General features: G+C 68.8%; 15 protein-coding genes. 12 read left to right on the forward strand and 3 right to left on the reverse strand.

Annotated features, from left to right (window positions below; translation table 11 throughout):
• Window positions 1-170: 170 nt before the first annotated feature.
• Together AB0D27_RS27760 and AB0D27_RS27765 are read right to left on the reverse strand one after the other, a co-directional pair.
• Complete coding sequence (locus tag AB0D27_RS27760) at window positions 171-2,561, reverse strand: MFS transporter (RefSeq protein ID WP_362514156.1); 2,391 nt, start codon at window positions 2,559-2,561, stop codon at window positions 171-173.
• 180 nt (window positions 2,562-2,741) lie between these two features.
• Window positions 2,742-3,185: an SRPBCC family protein gene (locus AB0D27_RS27765; protein ID WP_362514159.1), complete on the reverse strand. Its 444-nt coding sequence runs from the start codon at window positions 3,183-3,185 to the stop codon at window positions 2,742-2,744.
• A gap of 207 nt (window positions 3,186-3,392) precedes the next feature.
• On the opposite strand from AB0D27_RS27765, the gene AB0D27_RS27770 reads away from it, so the two are divergent.
• The 3 genes from AB0D27_RS27770 (at window position 3,393) to AB0D27_RS27780 (ending at window position 6,614) form a co-directional block, all read left to right on the forward strand.
• The gene (locus AB0D27_RS27770) at window positions 3,393-4,436 is read left to right on the forward strand and encodes an Rv2578c family radical SAM protein (protein ID WP_362514162.1); all 1,044 of its coding nucleotides are present in this window, start codon (window positions 3,393-3,395) and stop codon (window positions 4,434-4,436) included.
• A gap of 134 nt (window positions 4,437-4,570) precedes the next feature.
• Entirely contained in the window at window positions 4,571-6,154 is a 1,584-nt protein-coding gene (locus AB0D27_RS27775; protein WP_362514165.1) for an alpha/beta hydrolase, read from the forward strand.
• Window positions 6,155-6,215: 61 nt separating this feature from the next.
• Window positions 6,216-6,614 (forward strand): RidA family protein, encoded by a 399-nt coding sequence (locus AB0D27_RS27780; RefSeq protein WP_362514168.1) that lies wholly within the window; start codon window positions 6,216-6,218, stop codon window positions 6,612-6,614.
• Between the two features lie 148 nt (window positions 6,615-6,762).
• On the opposite strand, the gene AB0D27_RS27785 is transcribed toward AB0D27_RS27780, so the two are convergent.
• Window positions 6,763-7,335, reverse strand: a complete 573-nt coding sequence (locus AB0D27_RS27785; RefSeq protein ID WP_362514171.1) for an adenylosuccinate lyase — start codon at window positions 7,333-7,335, stop codon at window positions 6,763-6,765.
• A 371-nt stretch (window positions 7,336-7,706) separates the two neighbouring features.
• Between AB0D27_RS27785 and AB0D27_RS27790 the strand changes: the two genes are divergently transcribed.
• From AB0D27_RS27790 to pssA, 9 genes are all read left to right on the forward strand, one after another.
• Window positions 7,707-9,512, forward strand: a complete 1,806-nt coding sequence (locus AB0D27_RS27790) for a 3-hydroxyacyl-CoA dehydrogenase family protein (protein ID WP_362514174.1) — start codon at window positions 7,707-7,709, stop codon at window positions 9,510-9,512.
• Between the two features lie 136 nt (window positions 9,513-9,648).
• A complete protein-coding gene (locus tag AB0D27_RS27795) occupies window positions 9,649-10,461 on the forward strand; it encodes a TetR family transcriptional regulator (RefSeq protein WP_362514177.1) in 813 nt (270 codons plus the stop codon).
• 451 nt (window positions 10,462-10,912) lie between these two features.
• Window positions 10,913-12,250, forward strand: coding sequence for a crotonyl-CoA carboxylase/reductase (gene ccrA, locus AB0D27_RS27800; protein WP_362514180.1), 1,338 nt, complete (start codon window positions 10,913-10,915; stop codon window positions 12,248-12,250).
• A gap of 94 nt (window positions 12,251-12,344) precedes the next feature.
• Complete coding sequence (locus tag AB0D27_RS27805) at window positions 12,345-14,411, forward strand: protein meaA (protein ID WP_362514198.1); 2,067 nt, start codon at window positions 12,345-12,347, stop codon at window positions 14,409-14,411.
• Complete coding sequence (locus AB0D27_RS27810; protein WP_362514183.1) at window positions 14,408-15,373, forward strand: CoA ester lyase; 966 nt, start codon at window positions 14,408-14,410, stop codon at window positions 15,371-15,373. The genes AB0D27_RS27805 and AB0D27_RS27810 overlap by 4 nt, the downstream gene beginning before the upstream one ends.
• Before the next feature lie 5 nt (window positions 15,374-15,378).
• Entirely contained in the window at window positions 15,379-15,891 is a 513-nt protein-coding gene (locus tag AB0D27_RS27815; protein WP_362514186.1) for a MaoC family dehydratase, read from the forward strand.
• 2 nt (window positions 15,892-15,893) lie between these two features.
• Complete coding sequence (locus AB0D27_RS27820; RefSeq protein ID WP_362514189.1) at window positions 15,894-17,099, forward strand: acyl-CoA dehydrogenase family protein; 1,206 nt, start codon at window positions 15,894-15,896, stop codon at window positions 17,097-17,099.
• 170 nt (window positions 17,100-17,269) lie between these two features.
• A complete protein-coding gene (locus AB0D27_RS27825) occupies window positions 17,270-17,926 on the forward strand; it encodes a phosphatidylserine decarboxylase (protein WP_362514192.1) in 657 nt (218 codons plus the stop codon).
• A gap of 22 nt (window positions 17,927-17,948) precedes the next feature.
• The gene (gene pssA / locus AB0D27_RS27830; protein ID WP_362514200.1) at window positions 17,949-18,767 is read left to right on the forward strand and encodes a CDP-diacylglycerol--serine O-phosphatidyltransferase; all 819 of its coding nucleotides are present in this window, start codon (window positions 17,949-17,951) and stop codon (window positions 18,765-18,767) included.
• The last annotated feature ends 225 nt before the right edge of the window (window positions 18,768-18,992 follow it).

Here is an 18,992-nt window from a genome sequence, read left to right on the forward strand (position 1 = left end):
CCCAGGCCCTTTCTCCCCACGGCTCCGCAAGATCTGCGTCGTCACCACCACGGTACGGCGATGGCTGGCTGCCATGTGTGCCAATACGGGAATTACCCACGCCGGGGGGCGGCTCCGGAGCGCAGGACTCGGCATCGAACGCGCGCCCCAGCCGAGCGATCAGTCAACGTTCAGTCCTCGTGCCCGAGTTGGAGATCCCGTTCCGTCCTGCCGCCGCCCGCGACCTGGAGCACGGTGGCCACGGGCGGGTAGCCCGCCGCGATCACTGTGTACTCACCGGAGGAGAGATCGACGAACCGGAACGTTCCGTCTGCGCCGGTGGTGAGCGTGTCGACCACGTTGCCCGCGGCGTCCAGGAGCGTCACGCGCGCGTCCTCGACGGGGCGTCCGCCGCCCGCCCGCACGGTGCCGCGCAGCACGGCGCCGCCCGCGAGTTCGACGTCCTGGCGGGTCTCGCGGGAGGCCTGGACGCTGACGGGGAGCGCGGCGGGGCGGAAGGCGGGCGCGCTGGCGGCGAGGGTGTACTCGCCCGCCACCAACTCGGCGATCACATAGCCGCCTTCGCGTCCGCTGCGCGTGCTGGCGACCACCTCGCCATGCACGTTGGTCAGCGTGACGGTGGCCTCGCGCACCGGGGTGCCGTCCGCGGTCAGCACGCTTCCGGCGAGGCGTCCGGCGCCGCCGAGTACGACGTCCAGCTCCACGGGGCGTTCGCCGACGGTCACCGAGACGGCCTGCGGCTGGTGGCCCCCGGCCGCGGCGATCAGGACGTACGACCCCGATCCGGGCGTGGACAGCGCGTACCGCCCGTCCTCTCCGCTGGCGCCCCGCCCGATCTGCGCTCCCGCGATGTCGATGAGGGTGAGCGCGGCGCGCGGGACGACGGTGCCGTCGGGGTGCTGCACCGTGCCGCAGACGGGAATTCCGGCGGCGTAGGCGGAACGGGCCTTCGGGATATGGGCGTTCACCTGCGCGGCCTCCGGGTCGGCGGTGGGAGCGTTGTGGGACACCAGCGGTTTCTCCTTGAGGAAGCAGGCGATGAGCAGGCCGAGGACGAGTACCGGCACCAGGTAGAGAAAGATCCGCGGCATGGCGTCCGCGTAGGCGCCGATGTAGTCGTCGCGCAGGGCGGCGGGCATCGCGTGGACGAGTTGCGGGGTGAGGGACTTCGAGTCCGGGAGGCCGGTCCCCGCGCGCGTGGGCAGACGATCGGCGAGTGCGTCGGTGAGCCGACGGGCGAAGAGGGTGCCGAAGACGGCGGCTCCGACGCTGCCGCCGATCTGCCGGAAGTAGTTGTTGGCGCTGGTCGCGGTGCCGAGGTCGGCGGGGCGTACGGAGTTCTGCACGGCGAGGATCAGGACCGGCATCACCATGCCGATGCCGGCGCCGAGCACGGCCATCCAGATGCTGTAGTGCAGCCGGGGGGTGTCGACTTCGAGGCGGGACAGGAGCCACATGCCGAGGGCGGAGAGGGCACTGCCCAGGAGCGGGTAGACCTTGTAGCGGCCGGTGCGGCTGATGAGCTGCCCGGAGACGACCGAGGCGCCGACGATTCCGCCCATCATGGGGAGCATCAGGAGTCCGGACTCGGTGGCGCTGGCCCCGTCGACCATCTGCAGGAAGGTGGGCAGATAACTGGCGGCCCCGAAGAGGGCGACGCCGATGACCAGACCCACCAGCGCGGTGACGGTGAAGACGCCGTCCCTGAACAGCCGCAGCGGGATGAGGGGTTCGGCGGCGAAGTGCTCGGCGAGCAGGAAGAGCAGCGTGGCGGCGAGCGCGCCCGCTGCGAGCCCCAGGATGACCCGCGAGCCCCACGCGTACTCGGTGCCGCCCCAACTGGTCAGCAGGACCAGGCACGTCGAGGCGGCGGCGAGGAGCAGCACACCGGGCAGGTCGAGGCGCCCCCGGACGGTGGGCTTCGGCAGCTTCAGTACGACGGTGACGACGGCCAGCGTGGCCAGGCCGAAAGGCACGTTGATGTAGAAGCACCACCTCCAGGAGAGGTGGTCCGTGAAATAGCCGCCCAGAAGAGGGCCGGCAACCGAGGCGAGGCCGAACGCGGCGCCGATCAGGCCCATGAAGCGGCCTCGTTGGCGCGGCGGAACGATGTCCGCGATGATCGCCTGCACGCCGATCATGAGGCCGCCCGCACCGACGCCCTGGATCGCGCGGAAGGCGATCAACCGGTCCATGGTGCGCGACCATCCGGCGAGCGCCGAGCCGACGACGAAGACGGCGATCGCGAACTGGAAGGCGCCCTTGCGACCGAAGAGGTCACCGAACTTGCCGTAGACCGGAAGTCCGACGGTGGAGGTGAGCAGGTAGGCGGTGATCGCCCAGGACATCTTGTCCAGGCCGTGCAGCTCCCCGACGATCTTCGGGAGCGCGGTGGCCACGATCATCTGGTCCAGCGCGGCGAGCAGCAACGCGAGCATGAGCCCCAAGAAGACCAACCGCACCTGGCGCGGGCTCAGTCGGGCGGGCTCGGCCGTCTGGGGAGCGGACTCCTGCGGGAGCGCGGCAGCCGGTTCGTCCTTCACCAGAGTGATCCCGCCCACGTCCCGCTCCCCTCGTCGCGCCCACCGCACAATTCCCGCTTATCGCGACAACTGCGAGTAAGCGCGACGAGTTACGGCGTACCCTCGCGCGACAGGGAGATCCACTCGAAACGGTGAGGCCGCAACAGCCCCTGGAGAGTCACCCCTTGGACCGCGCGCCCGGCGCGGTCACCCCGTGGGCTACTTCTCGACCTCGGTGGCGAGCTTGGCGAGCACCGCGTCGTAGATCCGGCTGAGGCCCTTGGGCGCGAAGGTCTTCTCGAAGAAGCCGCCGATCCCGCTCGCGCCGTTCCAGACGGTGCTGATCACGACGCGCGACTTGCCCTCGCCGGCAGGGGTGACCCGCCAGGTGGTGACCATAGAGGAGTTGCGATCCTTCTCGACGAGCTCGCCGTCGGTGGGCTCGCTCACCTCGAGCAGGCAGTCGCGGACACGCTTGCTGGTGGCCTGGAGCTTCCAGTGGACGAGTGTGCCCTCGCCGTCGCCGCCCTCGCGCACCTCGTACTCGCTGAAGTGCTCGGGCAGCAGCTTCGCGCGCGTGCCGCTGTAGTCGGCCAGGGCGTCGAACACCGCCTCCGCGTCCGCCGCGATGACCCGTTCCGTCGTGGCCTCGACCTGCGCCATGGCACTTCCTCCAGCACTTGGTTCCTCGGGGGTGTGCGGTCAGCCAACCACCAGGCGGGCCGACCCCCCAAATCGGGGTCCCCGTGGGGCGGGGAAGGAGTCCGCGCGAGGGCCCGGAAGGTGTCCGCACGGGGGCGCCGGAAACAAGGTCGCACGATCAAGGGAACATGTGTTCTATTCTGTGGCCAGTGCTACCGAGGAGGCGTCATGCGCTGGGACAACCTCACAGTGGACCCCGCCGGGGACCCGGTCCGGGACGCCGCGCTGTTCGGCGCGGACGCGGTGACCACCCGTACCTTCGACACCCCGGAGTTCCGCGGGATCACCTTCCACGAGATCCGGGCCCGGTCGATCGTGAACCGGGTGCCGGGGGCCTCCCGCATGCCCTTCGAGTGGACGGTCAACCCTTATCGGGGGTGCACGCACGCGTGTGTGTACTGCTTCGCGCGCAAGACGCACAGCTACCTGGACCTCGACACCGGACTCGACTTCGACTCCCAGATCGTGGTCAAGGTCAACGCGCCGGACCTGCTGCGCCGCCAGCTCGCCTCGCGCCGCTGGCAGGGCGAGCACATCGCGATGGGCACCAACGTCGACTGCTATCAGCGGGCAGAGGGCCGCTACCGGCTGATGCCCGGCATCATCGCGGCCCTCCGCGACCACGCGAACCCCTTCTCGATCCTGACGAAGGGCACGCTGATCCTGCGTGACCTCGACCTCGTGAAGCAGGCGTCCGAGGTCACCGACGTCGGAATCTCCGTCTCGGTGGGCTTCACGGACCCCGAGCTGTGGCGCACCGTCGAGCCGGGCACCCCGGCGCCGGAGCGCCGCCTGGACGTCGTGCGCACCCTCACGGACCATGGCATCGGCTGCGGCGTTCTGATGGCCCCCGTGATCCCCTTCCTGGGCGATCACCCGGCCCAGCTGCGCGCCACCGTGCAGGCGATCGCGGCCTCCGGGGCCACCTCCGTCACCCCACTGGTGCTGCATCTGCGGCCCGGCGCCCGCGAATGGTTCATGGCCTGGCTGGAGCACCACCACCCCTACCTCGTACGCCGTTACGAGCGGCTGTACGCGGAGGGCGCCTACGCCCCGAAGTGGTACCAGCGCCGGATCACCCGTCAGGTCCATGAGCTGGCGCAGGAGTACGGCATCGGTCCCACGCGCGCGGGGATGCCGCGCAGGATCAGCGCACCCGAGCCCCCGGCGGCGGCACCTACACCGGAGCCGACCCAGCTCACACTGCTCTGACGGCATCCGAGCGCATCCCGCGACTCAATCGGGTCAAGTCTTGTCAGAACAAGTTCTTCCGGCCTCTCTTTCCGGGACGATGCGGCGAAGGCCGTGGCGTGCACGGCTCAAAATCCTCCGTCCTGGGAGGCCTTGTGAAGAAACGCGCAGCTGCTCTGTGCGGGGCAGCCGCCGTGCTGGCCGGGATGATCACGTCGATCCCCGCCGACGCGAACGCCGGCTCCGCGACCGCACCGCGCACCACCCAGACCGCGAAGCTCACTTGGAAGAAGTGCGGCACCAGCGACTATCCGACGCTCCAATGCGCGTCACTGAAGGTGCCACTGGACCACTCGCATCCGCACAGCGAGCGGATCACTCTCGCCCTGTCACGCGTCCCGCACACCGCGAAGACATACCAGGGCCCCCTGCTCGTGAACCCGGGCGGCCCCGGCGGCAGCGGGCTCACGCTGGCCGGATTCGTCGCCTCCGCACTGCCGAAGACCGTGGCTGCGCAGTACGACGTCATCGGCTTCGACCCGCGGGGCGTCGGCGCGAGCAAGCCCGCCCTCGACTGTGAACCCGGGCACTTCAAGCCGGTGCGCCCCGACACGGTGCCGAGCACCTGGGCCATCGAGAAGGCCAACCTCGCCCGCGCCAAGGCCTTCGCCAAGGCGTGCGGCACGAAGTACGCGAGCCTGCTGCCCTACCTGGACACGGTGAGCGCGGTCCAGGACATGGACTCGATCCGCGGCGCGCTCGGGGCCAAGAAGATCAACTACTTCGGCTACTCCTACGGCACCTACCTGGGCGCCGTGTACGCGAAGCTCTATCCGCACCGCGTACGCCGCCTGGTTCTGGACTCGATCGTCGACCCCACCGGCGTCTGGTACGACGACAACACCGGGCAGGACTACGCCTTCAACGACCGCCACCTGGCGTTCCTGGCGTGGGTCGCCAAGCACAACTCGACGTACAAGCTCGGCACCGACCCGGCCAAGGTCGAGGCCAAGTGGTACGCGATGCGCGCGGCGCTCGCCAAGAAGCCCGCCGAGAAGAAGATCGGCGCCTCCGAGCTGGAGGACACCTTCATCCCCGGCGGCTACTACAACGGATACTGGCCCTACCTCGCCGAGGCGTTCGCGGCGTATGTGAACGACAAGAACACGGACCCGCTCGTCGAAGCGTACGGCAACTTCGGCGCCGTCGACGCCTCGGGAGACAACGGCTACAGCGTCTACACCTCGGTGCAGTGCCGCGACGCGTCGTGGCCGCGCGACTGGAACCAGTGGCGCAAGGACAACTGGGCGGTGTACGCCAAGGCGCCGTTCATGGCCTGGAACAACGCCTGGTACAACGCGCCGTGCGCCTTCTGGCCGACGGACTCCCTCCATCCGGTGAACGTCTCCAACAAGGCCCTGCCGCCGGTGCTGCTCTTCCAGGCCACGAACGACGCGGCCACTCCGTACGAGGGCGGCGTCACCGTCCACCACCAACTGCGCGGCTCCAGCCTGGTGGTCGAGCAGGGCGGCGGGAACCACGGCATCACGCTGAGCGGCAACGCCTGCCTGGACAAGTACCTGGCGACGTATCTGGCCAACGGCAAGGTGCCGCGCAGCGGCGGCGAGGTCGACGCGGTGTGCAAGACGCTGCCCGATCCGGAGCCGCTGAGGACCAAGGCGGCGTCCACCTCCTCGAGCGGCTCGACGCTGCACGGACTGCTCGGCTTCCGGGGCTGAACCCCCCGCTGAGCGATGGCCCGTCGGGGGCGTTGTCAGACCCATGCTCCACCATGGACGCATGAGTGAACTGACGCGCATTTCCGCCCCCGACGGGGTCGCCCCCGCCGCCGCGTACACGCACGTCGTGATCGGTACTGGCCGCTTCGTCGCGGTCTCGGGCCAACTCGCCCTCGACGAGGACGGCAAGCTCGTCGGCGAGGGCGACCCGGACGCACAGGCCCATCAGGTCTTCGAGAACCTGCGCCGGTGCCTCGCAGCCGCGGGGGCCACCTTCGACCACGTCGTGAAACTCACCTTGTTCGTCACGGACATGGCCCACATGCCCGCGATCCGCGCCGCCCGCGACGCGCACATACACGCCGACCGACTCCCGGCCGCTTCCGCCGTCCAGGTCGCCGCACTGGTCCGCCCCGAGTTCCTGATGGAGATCGAGGCGTACGCGGTGGTGGGCGAGTGAGTGGGCTCCGGGTCCGCGAGACCTGGTCACGGAGCGGCACGCTGAGATGATCGACTGGGCTTGCCACGGGCCCTACTGCGACGTGGGCGGGGTCGCGGTGCCCGAGGTGCGGTACGCGCGGTGCCGGCCGACGACGGGCCCGGCTGAGCTAAGGCTTCGGCAGCCGCGCCAGCGCGTGGACCGCCGCCTCCGCGAGCGCCGGATGCGCCAGCGCCTCGTTCAGCACGGGTCTCGCGCGTGCGTCCTCCAGCGCGCCCAGGCCTTCCACGCAGGCGAGCGCGACCCGGCGGTACGGGTCGTGCGGGCGCAGTCTGCGTCGCAGCGTGGTGACCAGCGCGGGCACGGCCTCGGGAGCGCGCAGTTCGACCAGGAGCCGTACCGGATGGAGCGCGTAGGCGACGCGCAGTTCGTTGGTGGCGAGCGCGGCCGCCGCGCGTGCCGTACGCGGGTCGCCGAGCCGGGCCAGGGCATAGGAGGCGGACGCGCAGCGCTGCGGCTCGCGGTGGTTGAGCAGCAGGACGAGCGCCTCGAAGGCCCGCCGGTCGCCGGCGACGCCGAGCCGGAAGGCGACCAGCTCCCGGACCCACAGTGGCTGGCCCGGTTCTGTGAGCGCGGCGGCCAGTTCGTCAGTGTCCTCCGTCGCCATGAGCCGGTCGTACGCCGCCGACGCCCCGGCCTCGGTCCGTAAACGCTCCGTGAGTGATCGCAACGCTTCGTCCATGGCGCCGAGCCTAGAGAAACCGGTGAGGCGCCGGGACGTACATCACAAACTCGGGGGCTGGCGCGCTCGTTACTGGCGGGTTAAGCTCAGACGAGCGAGTTACCCACTCGTCTCTCACTCGCGGTGGCCTGGTGACGCAGCCATCGGGAGAGCAGTCGGTTCGGTACCTCAGGTACCGCAGTACGGCACGGCTCCGGGACAGGGCCGGTCGGCTTCACCGCTCCACGAGGCGTCCGTTCGTCGGCGCCCCCGGACGGCACCGGGCGTGTGCGCTCGTCAGCCCGGCAACACCCGCAAACTCCGCACCGTGTGCGCTCGTTGGCGTGCCCGCGTGCGCTCCTCAGTCGTCACCCTCTTCCTGGAGTCCCGCGATGGCCACTCCCCTGTCCGACACCCCTCTGTCCCCGCTGAAGACCGTCGCCGTCATCGGCCTCGGCACCATGGGCACCGGCATCGCCGAGGTCCTCGCCCGGGCCGGCCGCGAAGTCATCGGCATCGACATCAGCGAGGCCGCGGCCGCCCAGGCCGTCACCGCTCTCGAGGCCTCCACGGCCCGCGCGGTGCTGCGTGAGCGCCTCACCGAGCAGGAGCGCGGCGACGTCCTCTCCCGCTTCCGCACGTTCACCGATCTGCAGGCCGCGGCCGACGCCGACCTGGTCATCGAGGTGACCCCGGAGTCCTACGACATCAAGCAGCAGGTCTTCCGGGCGCTCGACGGCGTCGTGCGCCCCGAGACCATCCTCGCGACGGGCACCAACGCCCTGTCGGTGACGCGTCTCGCCGCCGACTCGGCCCGCCCCGAGCGCGTGCTCGGCCTGCACTTCTTCAACCCGGCCCCGGCGATGAAACTCGTCGAGGTCGTCTCCTCGGTGCTGACGGCGCCCAGCGCCGTCGCCGCGGTCACGGACCTCGCCCTCGAACTCGGCAAGGAGCCCGTCGCGGTGGGCGACCGGCCCGGATTCGTCGCCGATGGACTGCTGTTCGGCTACCTGAACCAGGCCGCCGCGATGTACGAGGCGAAGTACGCCTCCCGCGAGGACATCGACGCCGCGATGAAGCTCGGCTGCGGACTGCCCATGGGCCCGCTGGCGCTGCTCGACCTGATCGGCGTGGACACCGCGCGGACGGTCCTGGAGGCCATGTACACCGAGTCGCGCGACCGGCTGCACGCACCGGCGCCCATCCTCAAGCAGCTCAGCCAGGCGGGCCTGACCGGTCGCAAGTCGGGGCGCGGCTTCTACTCGTACGACGCTCCCGGCAGCGCCGCCGTCGTGCGGGACGCGCTGACGCCGCTGGAGGGAGCCGCTTCGACCCCCGGCCGCGGCGTCCGCTCCGTGGGTGTCGCCGGCTCGGGCACGATGGCGTCCGGCATCGCCGAGGTCTTCGCGAAGGCCGGGTACGAGGTCGTCCTCGCCGCCCGCAGCGAGGAGAAGGCGCAGGCCGCCAAGGCCCGTATAGGCAAGTCGCTTTCGCGCTCTGTCGACAAGGGACGGATGACGGCCGAGGCGGCGGCCCAGACCCTGGAGCGGATCACCCCGGCGGGCTCGTACGACGCCTTCGCCGAGGTGGATCTGGCGCTGGAGGCGGTCGCCGAGGACCTGGAGATCAAGCAGCAGCTGTTCGCCACGTTCGACAAGGTCTGCAAGCCCGGCGCGATCCTCGCCACCACCACCTCCTCGCTGCCCGTCGTCGCCTGCGCCCGCGCCACCTCGCGCCCGCAGGACGTGATCGGCATGCACTTCTTCAACCCGGCCCCGGCGATGAAGCTCGTCGAGGTGGTGCGGACCGTGCTGACCGCGGACGATGTGCACGCCACCGTGCGCGAGGTCTGCGCGAAGATCCGCAAGCACCCGGTGGACTGCGGCGACCGGGCCGGTTTCATCGTGAACGCGCTGCTGTTCCCGTACCTGAACAACGCGATCAAGATGGTGCAGGAGCACTACGCGTCCCTCGACGACATCGACGCGGCCATGAAGCTGGGCGGTGGCTACCCCATGGGCCCCTTCGAGCTGCTGGACGTGGTCGGGCTCGACGTCTCCCTGGCCATCGAGAAGGTCCTGCACCGCGAGTTCCGCGACCCGGGCCTGGCCCCGGCGCCGCTCCTGGAGCACCTGGTGGCCGCGGGCTGCCTCGGCCGCAAGACGGGCCGCGGCTTCCGCGAATATGCCCGGCGCTGAGCGTCCGGGCGACTGGCCGGCAGACAACGACGACTGGGGCGGGCTGCTCGGCCCGGCCGCGATCCCCCCGCCCGCTCAGGGCGGGGGGATCCCCGGACATGCGCGCTCTCCTGCGCACATGCAGTACGTTCGGGTCATGTCCCAGCCCGCCAAGTCCTCACGTACACCAGCCACGCCCGACGCACCGGAAAGTGCCGCGGGCAGTCGCGCCGCCGCGCAACGGCTCAAGATGCGCCGGGAGCTGGCGGCCGCGGCCATGGAGCTGTTCGCGACCAAGGGGTACGAGGCGACCACCGTCGACGAGATCGCGGCCCGGGCCGGGGTGGCACGCCGAACCTTCTTCCGCCACTTCCGCTCCAAGGAAGAGGCGATCTTCCCCGATCACGACGACACGTTGATCCGGGCCGAGGCGGTGCTCAACGCGGCGCCCGCACACGAGCATCCGCTCGACACGGTGTGCCGTGGCATCAAGGAAGTCATGAGGATGTACGCGGCCCGGCCCGAGATCTCGGTCTCGCGCTACAAGCTGACGCGCGAAGTGCCGACGCTGCGGGAGGCCGAGATCGCCTCGGTGGCCCGCTACGAGCGGCTCTTCACCCGCTATCTCCTGGGCCACTTCGACGAGCACGCGCACGACGACGACGCCAATGACGATCCGCTGCTCGCGGAGGTCGCCGCGTCGGCCGTGGTCACGGCACACAACCACGTCCTACGGCGCTGGCTGCGGGCGGGGGGCCAGGGCGACGTCGAGGCACAGCTCGACCACGCGTTCGCCATCGTCCGCAAGACGTTCGGCACCGGGATCGGCGCCGGGCGGGATGCCTCGCCTCAGCTGGCGCCGGCTTCCTCCTTCACGGAGGGGGACGTCCTGGTGACCGTGGCCCGGGTCGACGCCCCCTTGGATCAGGTGATGCGAACCATCGAGCAGGCGCTCAAGGAACGGTCGTAGCGACTTCCCTCACCGCGCGACTCCGCCGTTTGTTCCTCCATCACGGGACACGCTTACTCATCGCCGGACGGGCTCAATTTGAGCGCGTCCGGCGTTTTTGCGCCCTGAATTCGATCGATCATCGCGCAATCTGATCGATCATCGCTCACGTGTTACGTAAAGATTTCACCTGAGCGCAACTTCTGGCACTCCGTGCCTTGTCAGGTGACACGCCGTGCCATACGTTGAAGAGGTCCGGGCGGCCGGCGTGCAGAGACCTTTCGTACGCCGGCTGTCCCCGCAAGCCAATGGCCTGCGCGCCCGGACGCCTGCGTCACAGGCAACCTCCCGCGCCACAAAGCGCTGCCAGCACCACCTCCGCCGAACCGACGGCACCCCCTCACACCAACAGCAGCACCGACGTAACCCTCAGCGTCTCCCCTCAAAGACGCCAGTCGCCGGAGGCAACACCGTGAAGGAAATCCTGGACGCGATTCAGTCGCAGACGGCCACGGCCGCCGACTTCGCCGCCTTGCCGCTCCCCGAGTCGTACCGCGCGATCACCGTGCACAAGGACGAGACCGAGATGTTCACCGGGCTCGCCACCCGCGACAAGGACCCCCGCAAGTCGATCCACCTGGACGACGTGCCGGTGCCGGAGCTCGGCCCGGGCGAGGCCCTGGTGGCCGTCATGGCCTCCTCCGTCAACTACAACTCGGTCTGGACCTCGATCTTCGAGCCGCTGTCGACCTTCGGCTTCCTGGAGCGCTACGGCAGGCTCAGCGAGCTCACCAAGCGCCACGACCTGCCGTACCACATCATCGGCTCCGACCTCGCGGGCGTCGTCCTGCGCACCGGCCCGGGCGTGAACGCCTGGAAGCCCGGTGACGAGGTCGTCGCGCACTGTCTGTCGGTCGAGCTGGAGTCCTCCGACGGCCACAACGACACGATGCTCGACCCCGAACAGCGCATCTGGGGCTTCGAGACCAACTTCGGCGGCCTCGCCGAGATCGCGCTCGTCAAGTCCAACCAGCTGATGCCGAAGCCGGATCACCTGAGCTGGGAGGAAGCCGCCGCTCCGGGGCTTGTGAACTCCACCGCGTACCGGCAGCTCGTCTCCCGCAACGGCGCCGGCATGAAGCAGGGCGACAACGTCCTGATCTGGGGCGCGAGCGGTGGACTCGGCTCGTACGCCACGCAGTTCGCGCTCGCCGGTGGCGCCAACCCCATCTGTGTCGTGAGCAGCCCGCAGAAGGCGGACATCTGCCGGAAGATGGGCGCAGAGGCGATCATCGACCGCAACGCCGAGGACTACAAGTTCTGGAAGGACGAGCACACCCAGGACCCGAGGGAGTGGAAGCGCTTCGGCAAGCGCATCCGCGAGCTGACCGGTGGCGAGGACGTGGACATCGTCTTCGAGCACCCTGGCCGCGAGACCTTCGGCGCGAGCGTGTACGTCACCCGCAAGGGCGGCACCATCGTCACCTGTGCCTCGACCTCTGGCTACAACCACGAGTACGACAACCGCTACCTGTGGATGTCACTGAAGCGGATCGTCGGCTCGCACTTCGCCAACTACCGCGAGGCCTGGGAAGCCAACCGGCTGGTCGCCAAGGGCAAGATTCACCCGACGCTCTCCAAGGTGTACTCCCTGGAGGAGACCGGGCAGGCCGCGTACGACGTGCACCGCAACCTCCACCAGGGCAAGGTCGGCGTTCTCGCGCTGGCGCCCCGCGAGGGCCTCGGCGTGCGCGACGAGGAGAAGCGCGCCCAGCACATCGACGCCATCAACCGCTTCCGGAACGTCTGAGGTCCCGCAGATGACTGAGCGCCAGCCCGCGCCTGCGCCTGAGGGCGCGCCGGTGTCGAAAGAGACGAAGCCGAGGGAGCGAAGCGACCGCGGGCTGAGGAACGTCGACACCGGCACCGAGCGCCCTCGGGCGCAGGCGCAAAAGGAAAGGGACCGGCCGTGGCTGATGCGCACGTACGCCGGTCACTCCACCGCCGAGGCGTCCAACGAGTTGTACCGGCGCAACCTCGCCAAGGGCCAGACCGGTCTGTCGGTCGCCTTCGACCTGCCGACGCAGACCGGCTACGACCCCGACCACATCCTCGCCCGCGGCGAGGTCGGCCGGGTCGGCGTGCCGGTGTCGCACCTCGGTGACATGCGCCGTCTGTTCCAGGACATACCCCTGGAGCAGATGAACACCTCGATGACGATCAACGCCACCGCCATGTGGCTGCTGGCGCTCTATCAGGTCGTCGCCGAGGAGCAGGGCGCGGACATCACCAAGCTCCAGGGCACGACCCAGAACGACATCGTGAAGGAGTACCTGTCGCGCGGGACGCATGTCTTCCCGCCGATTCCCTCACTCCGTCTCACGACCGACATGATCACCTACACGGTGAACCACATCCCGAAGTGGAACCCGATCAACATCTGCAGCTACCACCTGCAGGAGGCGGGCGCCACGCCGGTCCAGGAGATCGCGTACGCGATGTCCACCGCGATCGCCGTGCTGGACGCGGTGTTCGCGTCCGGGCAGATCGCCGAGGACCGCAAGGGTGACGTCGTCGCCCGTATCTCCTTCTTCGTGAACGCGGGCGTCCGCTTCGTCGAGGAGATGTGCAAGATGCGGGCGTTCGGCCGGATCTGGGACAAGATCACGCGCGAACGGTACGGCATCGAGGACCCCAAGCAGCGGCGCTTCCGGTACGGCGTCCAGGTCAACTCCCTCGGTCTGACCGAGGCGCAGCCGGAGAACAACGTCCAGCGGATCGTGCTCGAGATGCTGGCCGTGACGCTCTCGAAGGACGCACGCGCGCGTGCCGTGCAGTTGCCCGCCTGGAACGAGGCGCTCGGCCTGCCCCGGCCCTGGGACCAGCAGTGGTCGCTGCGGATGCAGCAGGTGCTCGCGTACGAGAGCGATCTGCTGGAGTACGCCGACATCTTCGAGGGCTCGCACGTCGTCGAGGCCAAGGTGGCGGAGCTGGTCGAGGAGTCGTTCGCCGAGATCGACCGGATCCAGGAGATGGGCGGCGCGATGGCCGCCGTCGAGTCGGGCTATCTGAAGTCGCAGCTCGTCTCGTCGCACGCCGAGCGCCGGGCCCGTATCGAGTCCGGCCAGGAGAAGATCGTCGGCGTCAACATCTTCGAGTCGACCGAGCCGAACCCGCTGACGGCCGACCTGGACGCGGCGATCCAGACGGTCGACCCGGCGGTCGAGGCCCGGGTGATCTCCGCGCTCCAGCACTGGCGGGACACGCGCTACCAGCCGCCCTTCAACCACCCGCGCCCCTGCAAGGCGCTGGAGCGGCTGAAGGAGGCCGCCAAGGGCACCGACAACCTCATGGAGGCCACCCTGGAGTGCGCCCGGGCCGGAGTCACGACCGGCGAGTGGTCCGGGGCCCTGCGCGAGGTGTTCGGCGAGTTCCGCGCCCCCACCGGTGTGTCGTCCGCGCCCGTCGCGGTGACCGCCGAGCAGGGCACCGCGCTGGCGCTGGTGCGCCGAAAGGTGGAGCTGACGGCGAAGGACCTCGGCGTCGGCAAGCTCCGCTTCCTGGTGGGCAAGCCGGGCCTGGACGGGCACTCCAACGGCGCCGAGCAGATCGCCGTGCGGGCCCGCGACGCCGGGTTCGAGGTGGTCTACCAGGGCATCCGGCTGACGCCCGAGGAGATCGTGGCCGCGGCCGTCGCCGAGGACGTGCACGGCGTCGGGCTGTCCATCCTGTCCGGTTCGCACGCCCAGTTGGTGCCGGACGTGCTGGAGCGGCTGCGCGAGGCCGGCGCGGCCGACATTCCGGTGATCGCGGGCGGGATCATCCCGAACGCCGACGCCGAACAGCTGCGGGCCGCGGGAGTGGCCGCGGTCTTCACCCCGAAGGACTTCGACATCACCGGAATCATCGGCCGTATCGTCGACGAGATCCGCAAAGCGAACAAGCTCGACCCTCTGGAGGTCCCCGCATGACCAGCCCCGTCAACCGCCTTCGCCCGCGGCGCTCCTGCCTGGCCGTGCCGGGCTCGAACCCGCGCTTCCTGGAGAAGGCGCAGGGCCTCCCCGCCGACCAGGTCTTCCTCGACCTGGAGGACGCGTGCGCCCCGCTGGCCAAGCCCGAGGCGCGGCACACCATCGTCAAGTTCCTCAACGAGGGCGACTGGACCGGCAAGACGCGGGTCGTGCGCGTCAACGACTGGACGACCCAGTGGACGTACCGCGATGTCGTGACCGTGGTCGAGGGCGCGGGCCAGAACCTTGACTGCATCATGCTGCCGAAGGTCCAGGACGCCCAGCAGGTCGTCGCTCTTGATCTGCTGTTGACGCAGATCGAGAAGACGATGGGCTTCGAGGTCGGCAAGATCGGTATTGAGGCGCAGATCGAGAACGCGAAGGGTCTGGTCAATGTTGACGACATTGCCGCTGCCTCGCCGCGTGTAGAGACCATCATCTTCGGCCCGGCCGACTTCATGGCGTCGATCAACATGAAGTCGCTCGTCGTCGGCGAGCAGCCCCCGGGCTACCCGGCGGACGCGTACCACTACATCCTGATGCGCATCCTGATGGCCGCGCGCACGCACAACCTCCAGGCGATCGACGGTCCCTACCTGCAGATCCGCAACCAGGAGGGCTACCGCGAGGTCGCCCAGCGCGCCGCCGCCCTCGGTTTCGACGGCAAGTGGGTGCTGCACCCGGACCAGGTCGCCGCGGCCAACGAGATCTTCTCGCCCTCCCAGGAGGACTTCGACCACGCCGAGCTGATCCTGGACGCGTACGACTACTGCACGTCCGAGGCGGGCGGCAAGAAGGGCTCCGCGATGCTCGGCGACGAGATGATCGACGAGGCCAGCCGCAAGATGGCGCTGGTCATCTCGGGCAAGGGACGGGCCGCCGGCATGCAGCGCACCAGCAAGTTCGAAGCCCCGGAGGCCTGAGCACCATGCAGTTCGGACGCACCTACGAGGAGTTCGAGGTCGGCGCGGTCTACAAGCACTGGCCCGGAAAAACGGTCACGGAGTACGACGACCACCTCTTCTGTCTGCTGACCATGAACCACCACCCGCTCCACATGGACGTCAACTATGCGGAGAACACGACGGACTTCGGGAAGAACGTCGTAGTCGGGAACTACATCTACTCGCTGCTGCTCGGCATGTCCGTGCCGGACGTCTCGGGCAAGGCGATCGCGAACCTGGAGATCGAGTCGCTGCGTCACGTGGCGCCGACCTTCCACGGCGACACGCTCTACGGCGAGACCACGGTCCTGGACAAGACGCCGTCGAAGTCGAAGAGCGACCGTGGAATCGTCTATGTCGAGACCAAGGGCTACAAGCAGGACGGCACGCTGGTCTGCGTGTTCCGCCGCAAGGTGATGGTCCCCACCGAGACATACATCAAGGAGCGCGGCGGCGAGCAGCCCGGCCGTCCCGAACTGAAGCAGCAGGAGAAGTAGCCATGGCGCGACTCGCCCAGACCGCAGGTCTCACCGACATCCAGCAGGAGATCCTCTCCACCGTCCGCGACTTCGTGGACAAGGAGATCATCCCGGTCGCCACCGAGCTGGAGCACCGCGACGAGTACCCGCAGCAGATCGTCGACGGCCTCAAGGAGCTGGGCCTCTTCGGCCTGATGATCCCCGAGGAGTACGGCGGTCTGGGCGAGTCCCTCCTGACGTACGCGCTCTGCGTCGAGGAGATCGCCCGCGGCTGGATGTCGGTGTCCGGCATCATCAACACGCACTTCATCGTGGCGTACATGCTCAAGCAGCACGGCACCCAGGAGCAGAAGGAGTACTTCCTGCCCCGGATGGCGCTGGGCGAGGTGCGGGGCGCCTTCTCCATGTCGGAGCCGGCGCTCGGCTCGGACGTGTCCGCGATCTCGTCCAAGGCGGTCAAGGACGGCGACGAGTACGTCCTGAACGGTCAGAAGATGTGGCTGACGAACGGCGGCACATCGACTCTGGTGGCCGTTCTCGTCCGGAGTGACGAAGGACACCCCGAGGGCACGCCGCCCCACAAGTCGATGACGACCTTCCTGGTGGAGAAGGAGCCCGGCTTCGGAGAGGTCCGCCCCGGCCTCACCATTCCCGGGAAGATCGACAAGATGGGCTACAAGGGCGTCGACACCACCGAACTCATCATGGACGGACTGCGCATTCCGGCCAATCGTGTGCTCGGCGGGACCACCGGCCGAGGGTTTTACCAAATGATGGACGGAGTGGAGGTCGGCCGCGTCAACGTCGCGGCCCGTGGTTGCGGCGTCGCTCAGCGCGCCTTTGAGCTGGGCGTCTCCTATGCCCAGCAGCGCCACACCTTCGGCAAGCAGATCGCCCAGCACCAGGCCATCCAGTTCAAGCTCGCCGAGATGGCTACCAAGGTCGAGGCCGCCCATGCCATGATGGTGAACGCGGCACGCAAAAAGGACTCTGGCGAACGAAACGACCTCGAAGCGGGGATGGCGAAGTACCTCGCCTCCGAGTACTGCAAGGAGGTCGTGGAGGACGCTTTCCGGATCCACGGCGGCTACGGCTTCTCCAAGGAGTACGAGATCGAGCGCCTGTATCGTGAGGCCCCGATGCTGTTGATCGGTGAAGGTACCGCCGAAATCCAGAAAATGATCATCGGGCGCAGGTTGCTCGAAGAGTATCGACTCCAGGGCTAGATGTCCCGGTTCGGGGTGTTTTCTTCGCGAAGAAGATCACACCCCGTCAACACTCTTCGGCCGTCGACTCGGCTTCCTGGCTTGCCCAGTTGTTGCCCGCGACCGGTACGATCGCCGGAAAGCCGCCGTCCCCCGTTCCAGCGCGGCATCATCCGCTACGAAGGTCATCCATGCCCCACAGCCAAACCTCTGCACCACGCGACAGCCTGGCAAGCGTACGCCTCGCGCGCGGAGCATCGCCGTGGCTTCTCCCGACCGTTGCCACCGCAGCACTCAGCCTGGCCCGCGCGCGCCGCTCCGGCGCCGCCAAGGCCGTCGCCGTACCCGCCACCGCGCTCGCGGCCGGGATGCTGTGGTTCTTCCGTGATCCCGAGCGTGAGATCGCACCGGGCCGGGTCATCTCGCCCGCCGACGGTGTGGTGCAGAGCATCATGCCCTGGAAGGACGGACGGACCCGCGTCGCGATCTTCATGAGCCCGCTCAACGTCCACGTCAACCGCGCGCCGCTCTCCGGCACGGTGACGTCGGTCGAGCACATCCCCGGCGGGTTCGTGCCGGCGTTCAACAAGGAGAGCGAGAACAACGAACGCGTCGTCTGGCACTTCGACACCGAGCTCGGTGACATCGAGATGATCCAGATCGCCGGCGCGGTCGCCCGTCGCATCGTCCCGTACATCCCGCAGGGCACCAAGGTCGAGCAGGGTGACCGGATCGGTCTGATCCGCTTCGGCTCGCGTGTCGACATCTACCTCCCCGAGGGTGTCGAGGTTGCTGTGGAGGTCGGTCAGAAGACCGTGGCTGGGGTGACTCGAATTGACCGTGATTGATCCCGAGACACAGGCCGGCTGGGTGCCGGAGGCCGATGGAGTGGACGACGAGGAGGAGATGCCTCTCTCGCTCCGCCTCTCAATAGCGGACACTCTCACGCTCGGTAACGCCACGTGCGGCTTCATGGCGGTGTACTTCACCACCACGGGCATTCTGATCCCGCACCTCACCGGCAGCCAGGAGACGGGCATGGCGCGGCACAGCGCCGCGACGGCCGTCATCCTCATGCTCTGCGCGGCGGTCTTCGACCTCTTCGACGGTCTGGTCGCCCGCAAACTGCGCTCCTCCCCCATGGGCGCGGAGCTGGACAACCTGTCGGACCTGATCAGCTTCGGTCTCGCGCCGGCGTACTTCGTGCTGGTCTACGGCATGGTCGCGGACGACGCGCATCAGCGGGTGGCGGCGGTGGGGGCCATCGTGGTCCTGCTGGCCGTGGTCCTCCGGCTGGCGAGATTCTCCTGCGTGACCGTCAAGGACGGCACATTCCAGGGCATGCCGTCGCCGTTCGGCGCCTTGACCGTGGTCTCCATCGTCCTGCTCGAGCTGCCGTTCGTCGCCACGCTCATGGCGATCATCGGTACCGCGTGGCTGATGGTGAGCCGGGTCGAGTACCCGAAGCCGCGCGGTCGCCTCGCGGTGGCGATGCTGTCCTGGATCGTGCTCAGCATGGGGCTGCTGGCGGCCTGGGCCTTCGACGCCCCGAGTGGCGGGCTGCTCCTTCAGACGGGCTGCGCGTTGCAGCTGGTCATGGGAGCGGTCATTCCCCTCTTCGCCACGGCTCGGAAGGTGAACAACTTCCGGGACAACCGGCGGGAGGCGCGGGCCGCGCAACTGCCGTAGCGGTTTCCCGTACGTGACTGAAGGGCCCCGAACCTGAGTGGTTCGGGGCCCTTCAGTGTTGGCGGGGTCCGCTTCGCGGGTTTTCGCCCCCTCGACCCTACCCGTCCCCTATCTGGGGGCTTCGCCCCCCAGGCCCCCCTTGTCGCGCTTCGCGCTCGTCCTCAAACGCCGGACGGGCTAGAACCGCTCAGCTCAAGAAGTCCCGGCCGATGTTCTCCGCGACCC

The organism is Streptomyces sp. NPDC048415 (assembly GCF_040651675.1).
Classification (GTDB): domain Bacteria; phylum Actinomycetota; class Actinomycetes; order Streptomycetales; family Streptomycetaceae; genus Streptomyces.

Excerpts from the sequence above, each read along its gene's own strand:
- AB0D27_RS27765 (WP_362514159.1), bottom strand. The coding sequence starts at position 3,185 with ATGGCGCAGGTCGAGGCCACGACGGAACGGGTCATCGCGGCGGACGCG.
- AB0D27_RS27770 (WP_362514162.1), top strand. The coding sequence starts at position 3,393 with ATGCGCTGGGACAACCTCACAGTGGACCCCGCCGGGGACCCGGTCCGG.
- AB0D27_RS27780 (WP_362514168.1), top strand. The coding sequence starts at position 6,216 with ATGAGTGAACTGACGCGCATTTCCGCCCCCGACGGGGTCGCCCCCGCC.
- AB0D27_RS27785 (WP_362514171.1), bottom strand. The coding sequence starts at position 7,335 with ATGGACGAAGCGTTGCGATCACTCACGGAGCGTTTACGGACCGAGGCC.
- AB0D27_RS27790 (WP_362514174.1), top strand. The coding sequence starts at position 7,707 with ATGGCCACTCCCCTGTCCGACACCCCTCTGTCCCCGCTGAAGACCGTC.
- AB0D27_RS27795 (WP_362514177.1), top strand. The coding sequence starts at position 9,649 with ATGTCCCAGCCCGCCAAGTCCTCACGTACACCAGCCACGCCCGACGCA.
- AB0D27_RS27810 (WP_362514183.1), top strand. The coding sequence starts at position 14,408 with ATGACCAGCCCCGTCAACCGCCTTCGCCCGCGGCGCTCCTGCCTGGCC.
- AB0D27_RS27815 (WP_362514186.1), top strand. The coding sequence starts at position 15,379 with ATGCAGTTCGGACGCACCTACGAGGAGTTCGAGGTCGGCGCGGTCTAC.
- AB0D27_RS27820 (WP_362514189.1), top strand. The coding sequence starts at position 15,894 with ATGGCGCGACTCGCCCAGACCGCAGGTCTCACCGACATCCAGCAGGAG.
- AB0D27_RS27825 (WP_362514192.1), top strand. The coding sequence starts at position 17,270 with ATGCCCCACAGCCAAACCTCTGCACCACGCGACAGCCTGGCAAGCGTA.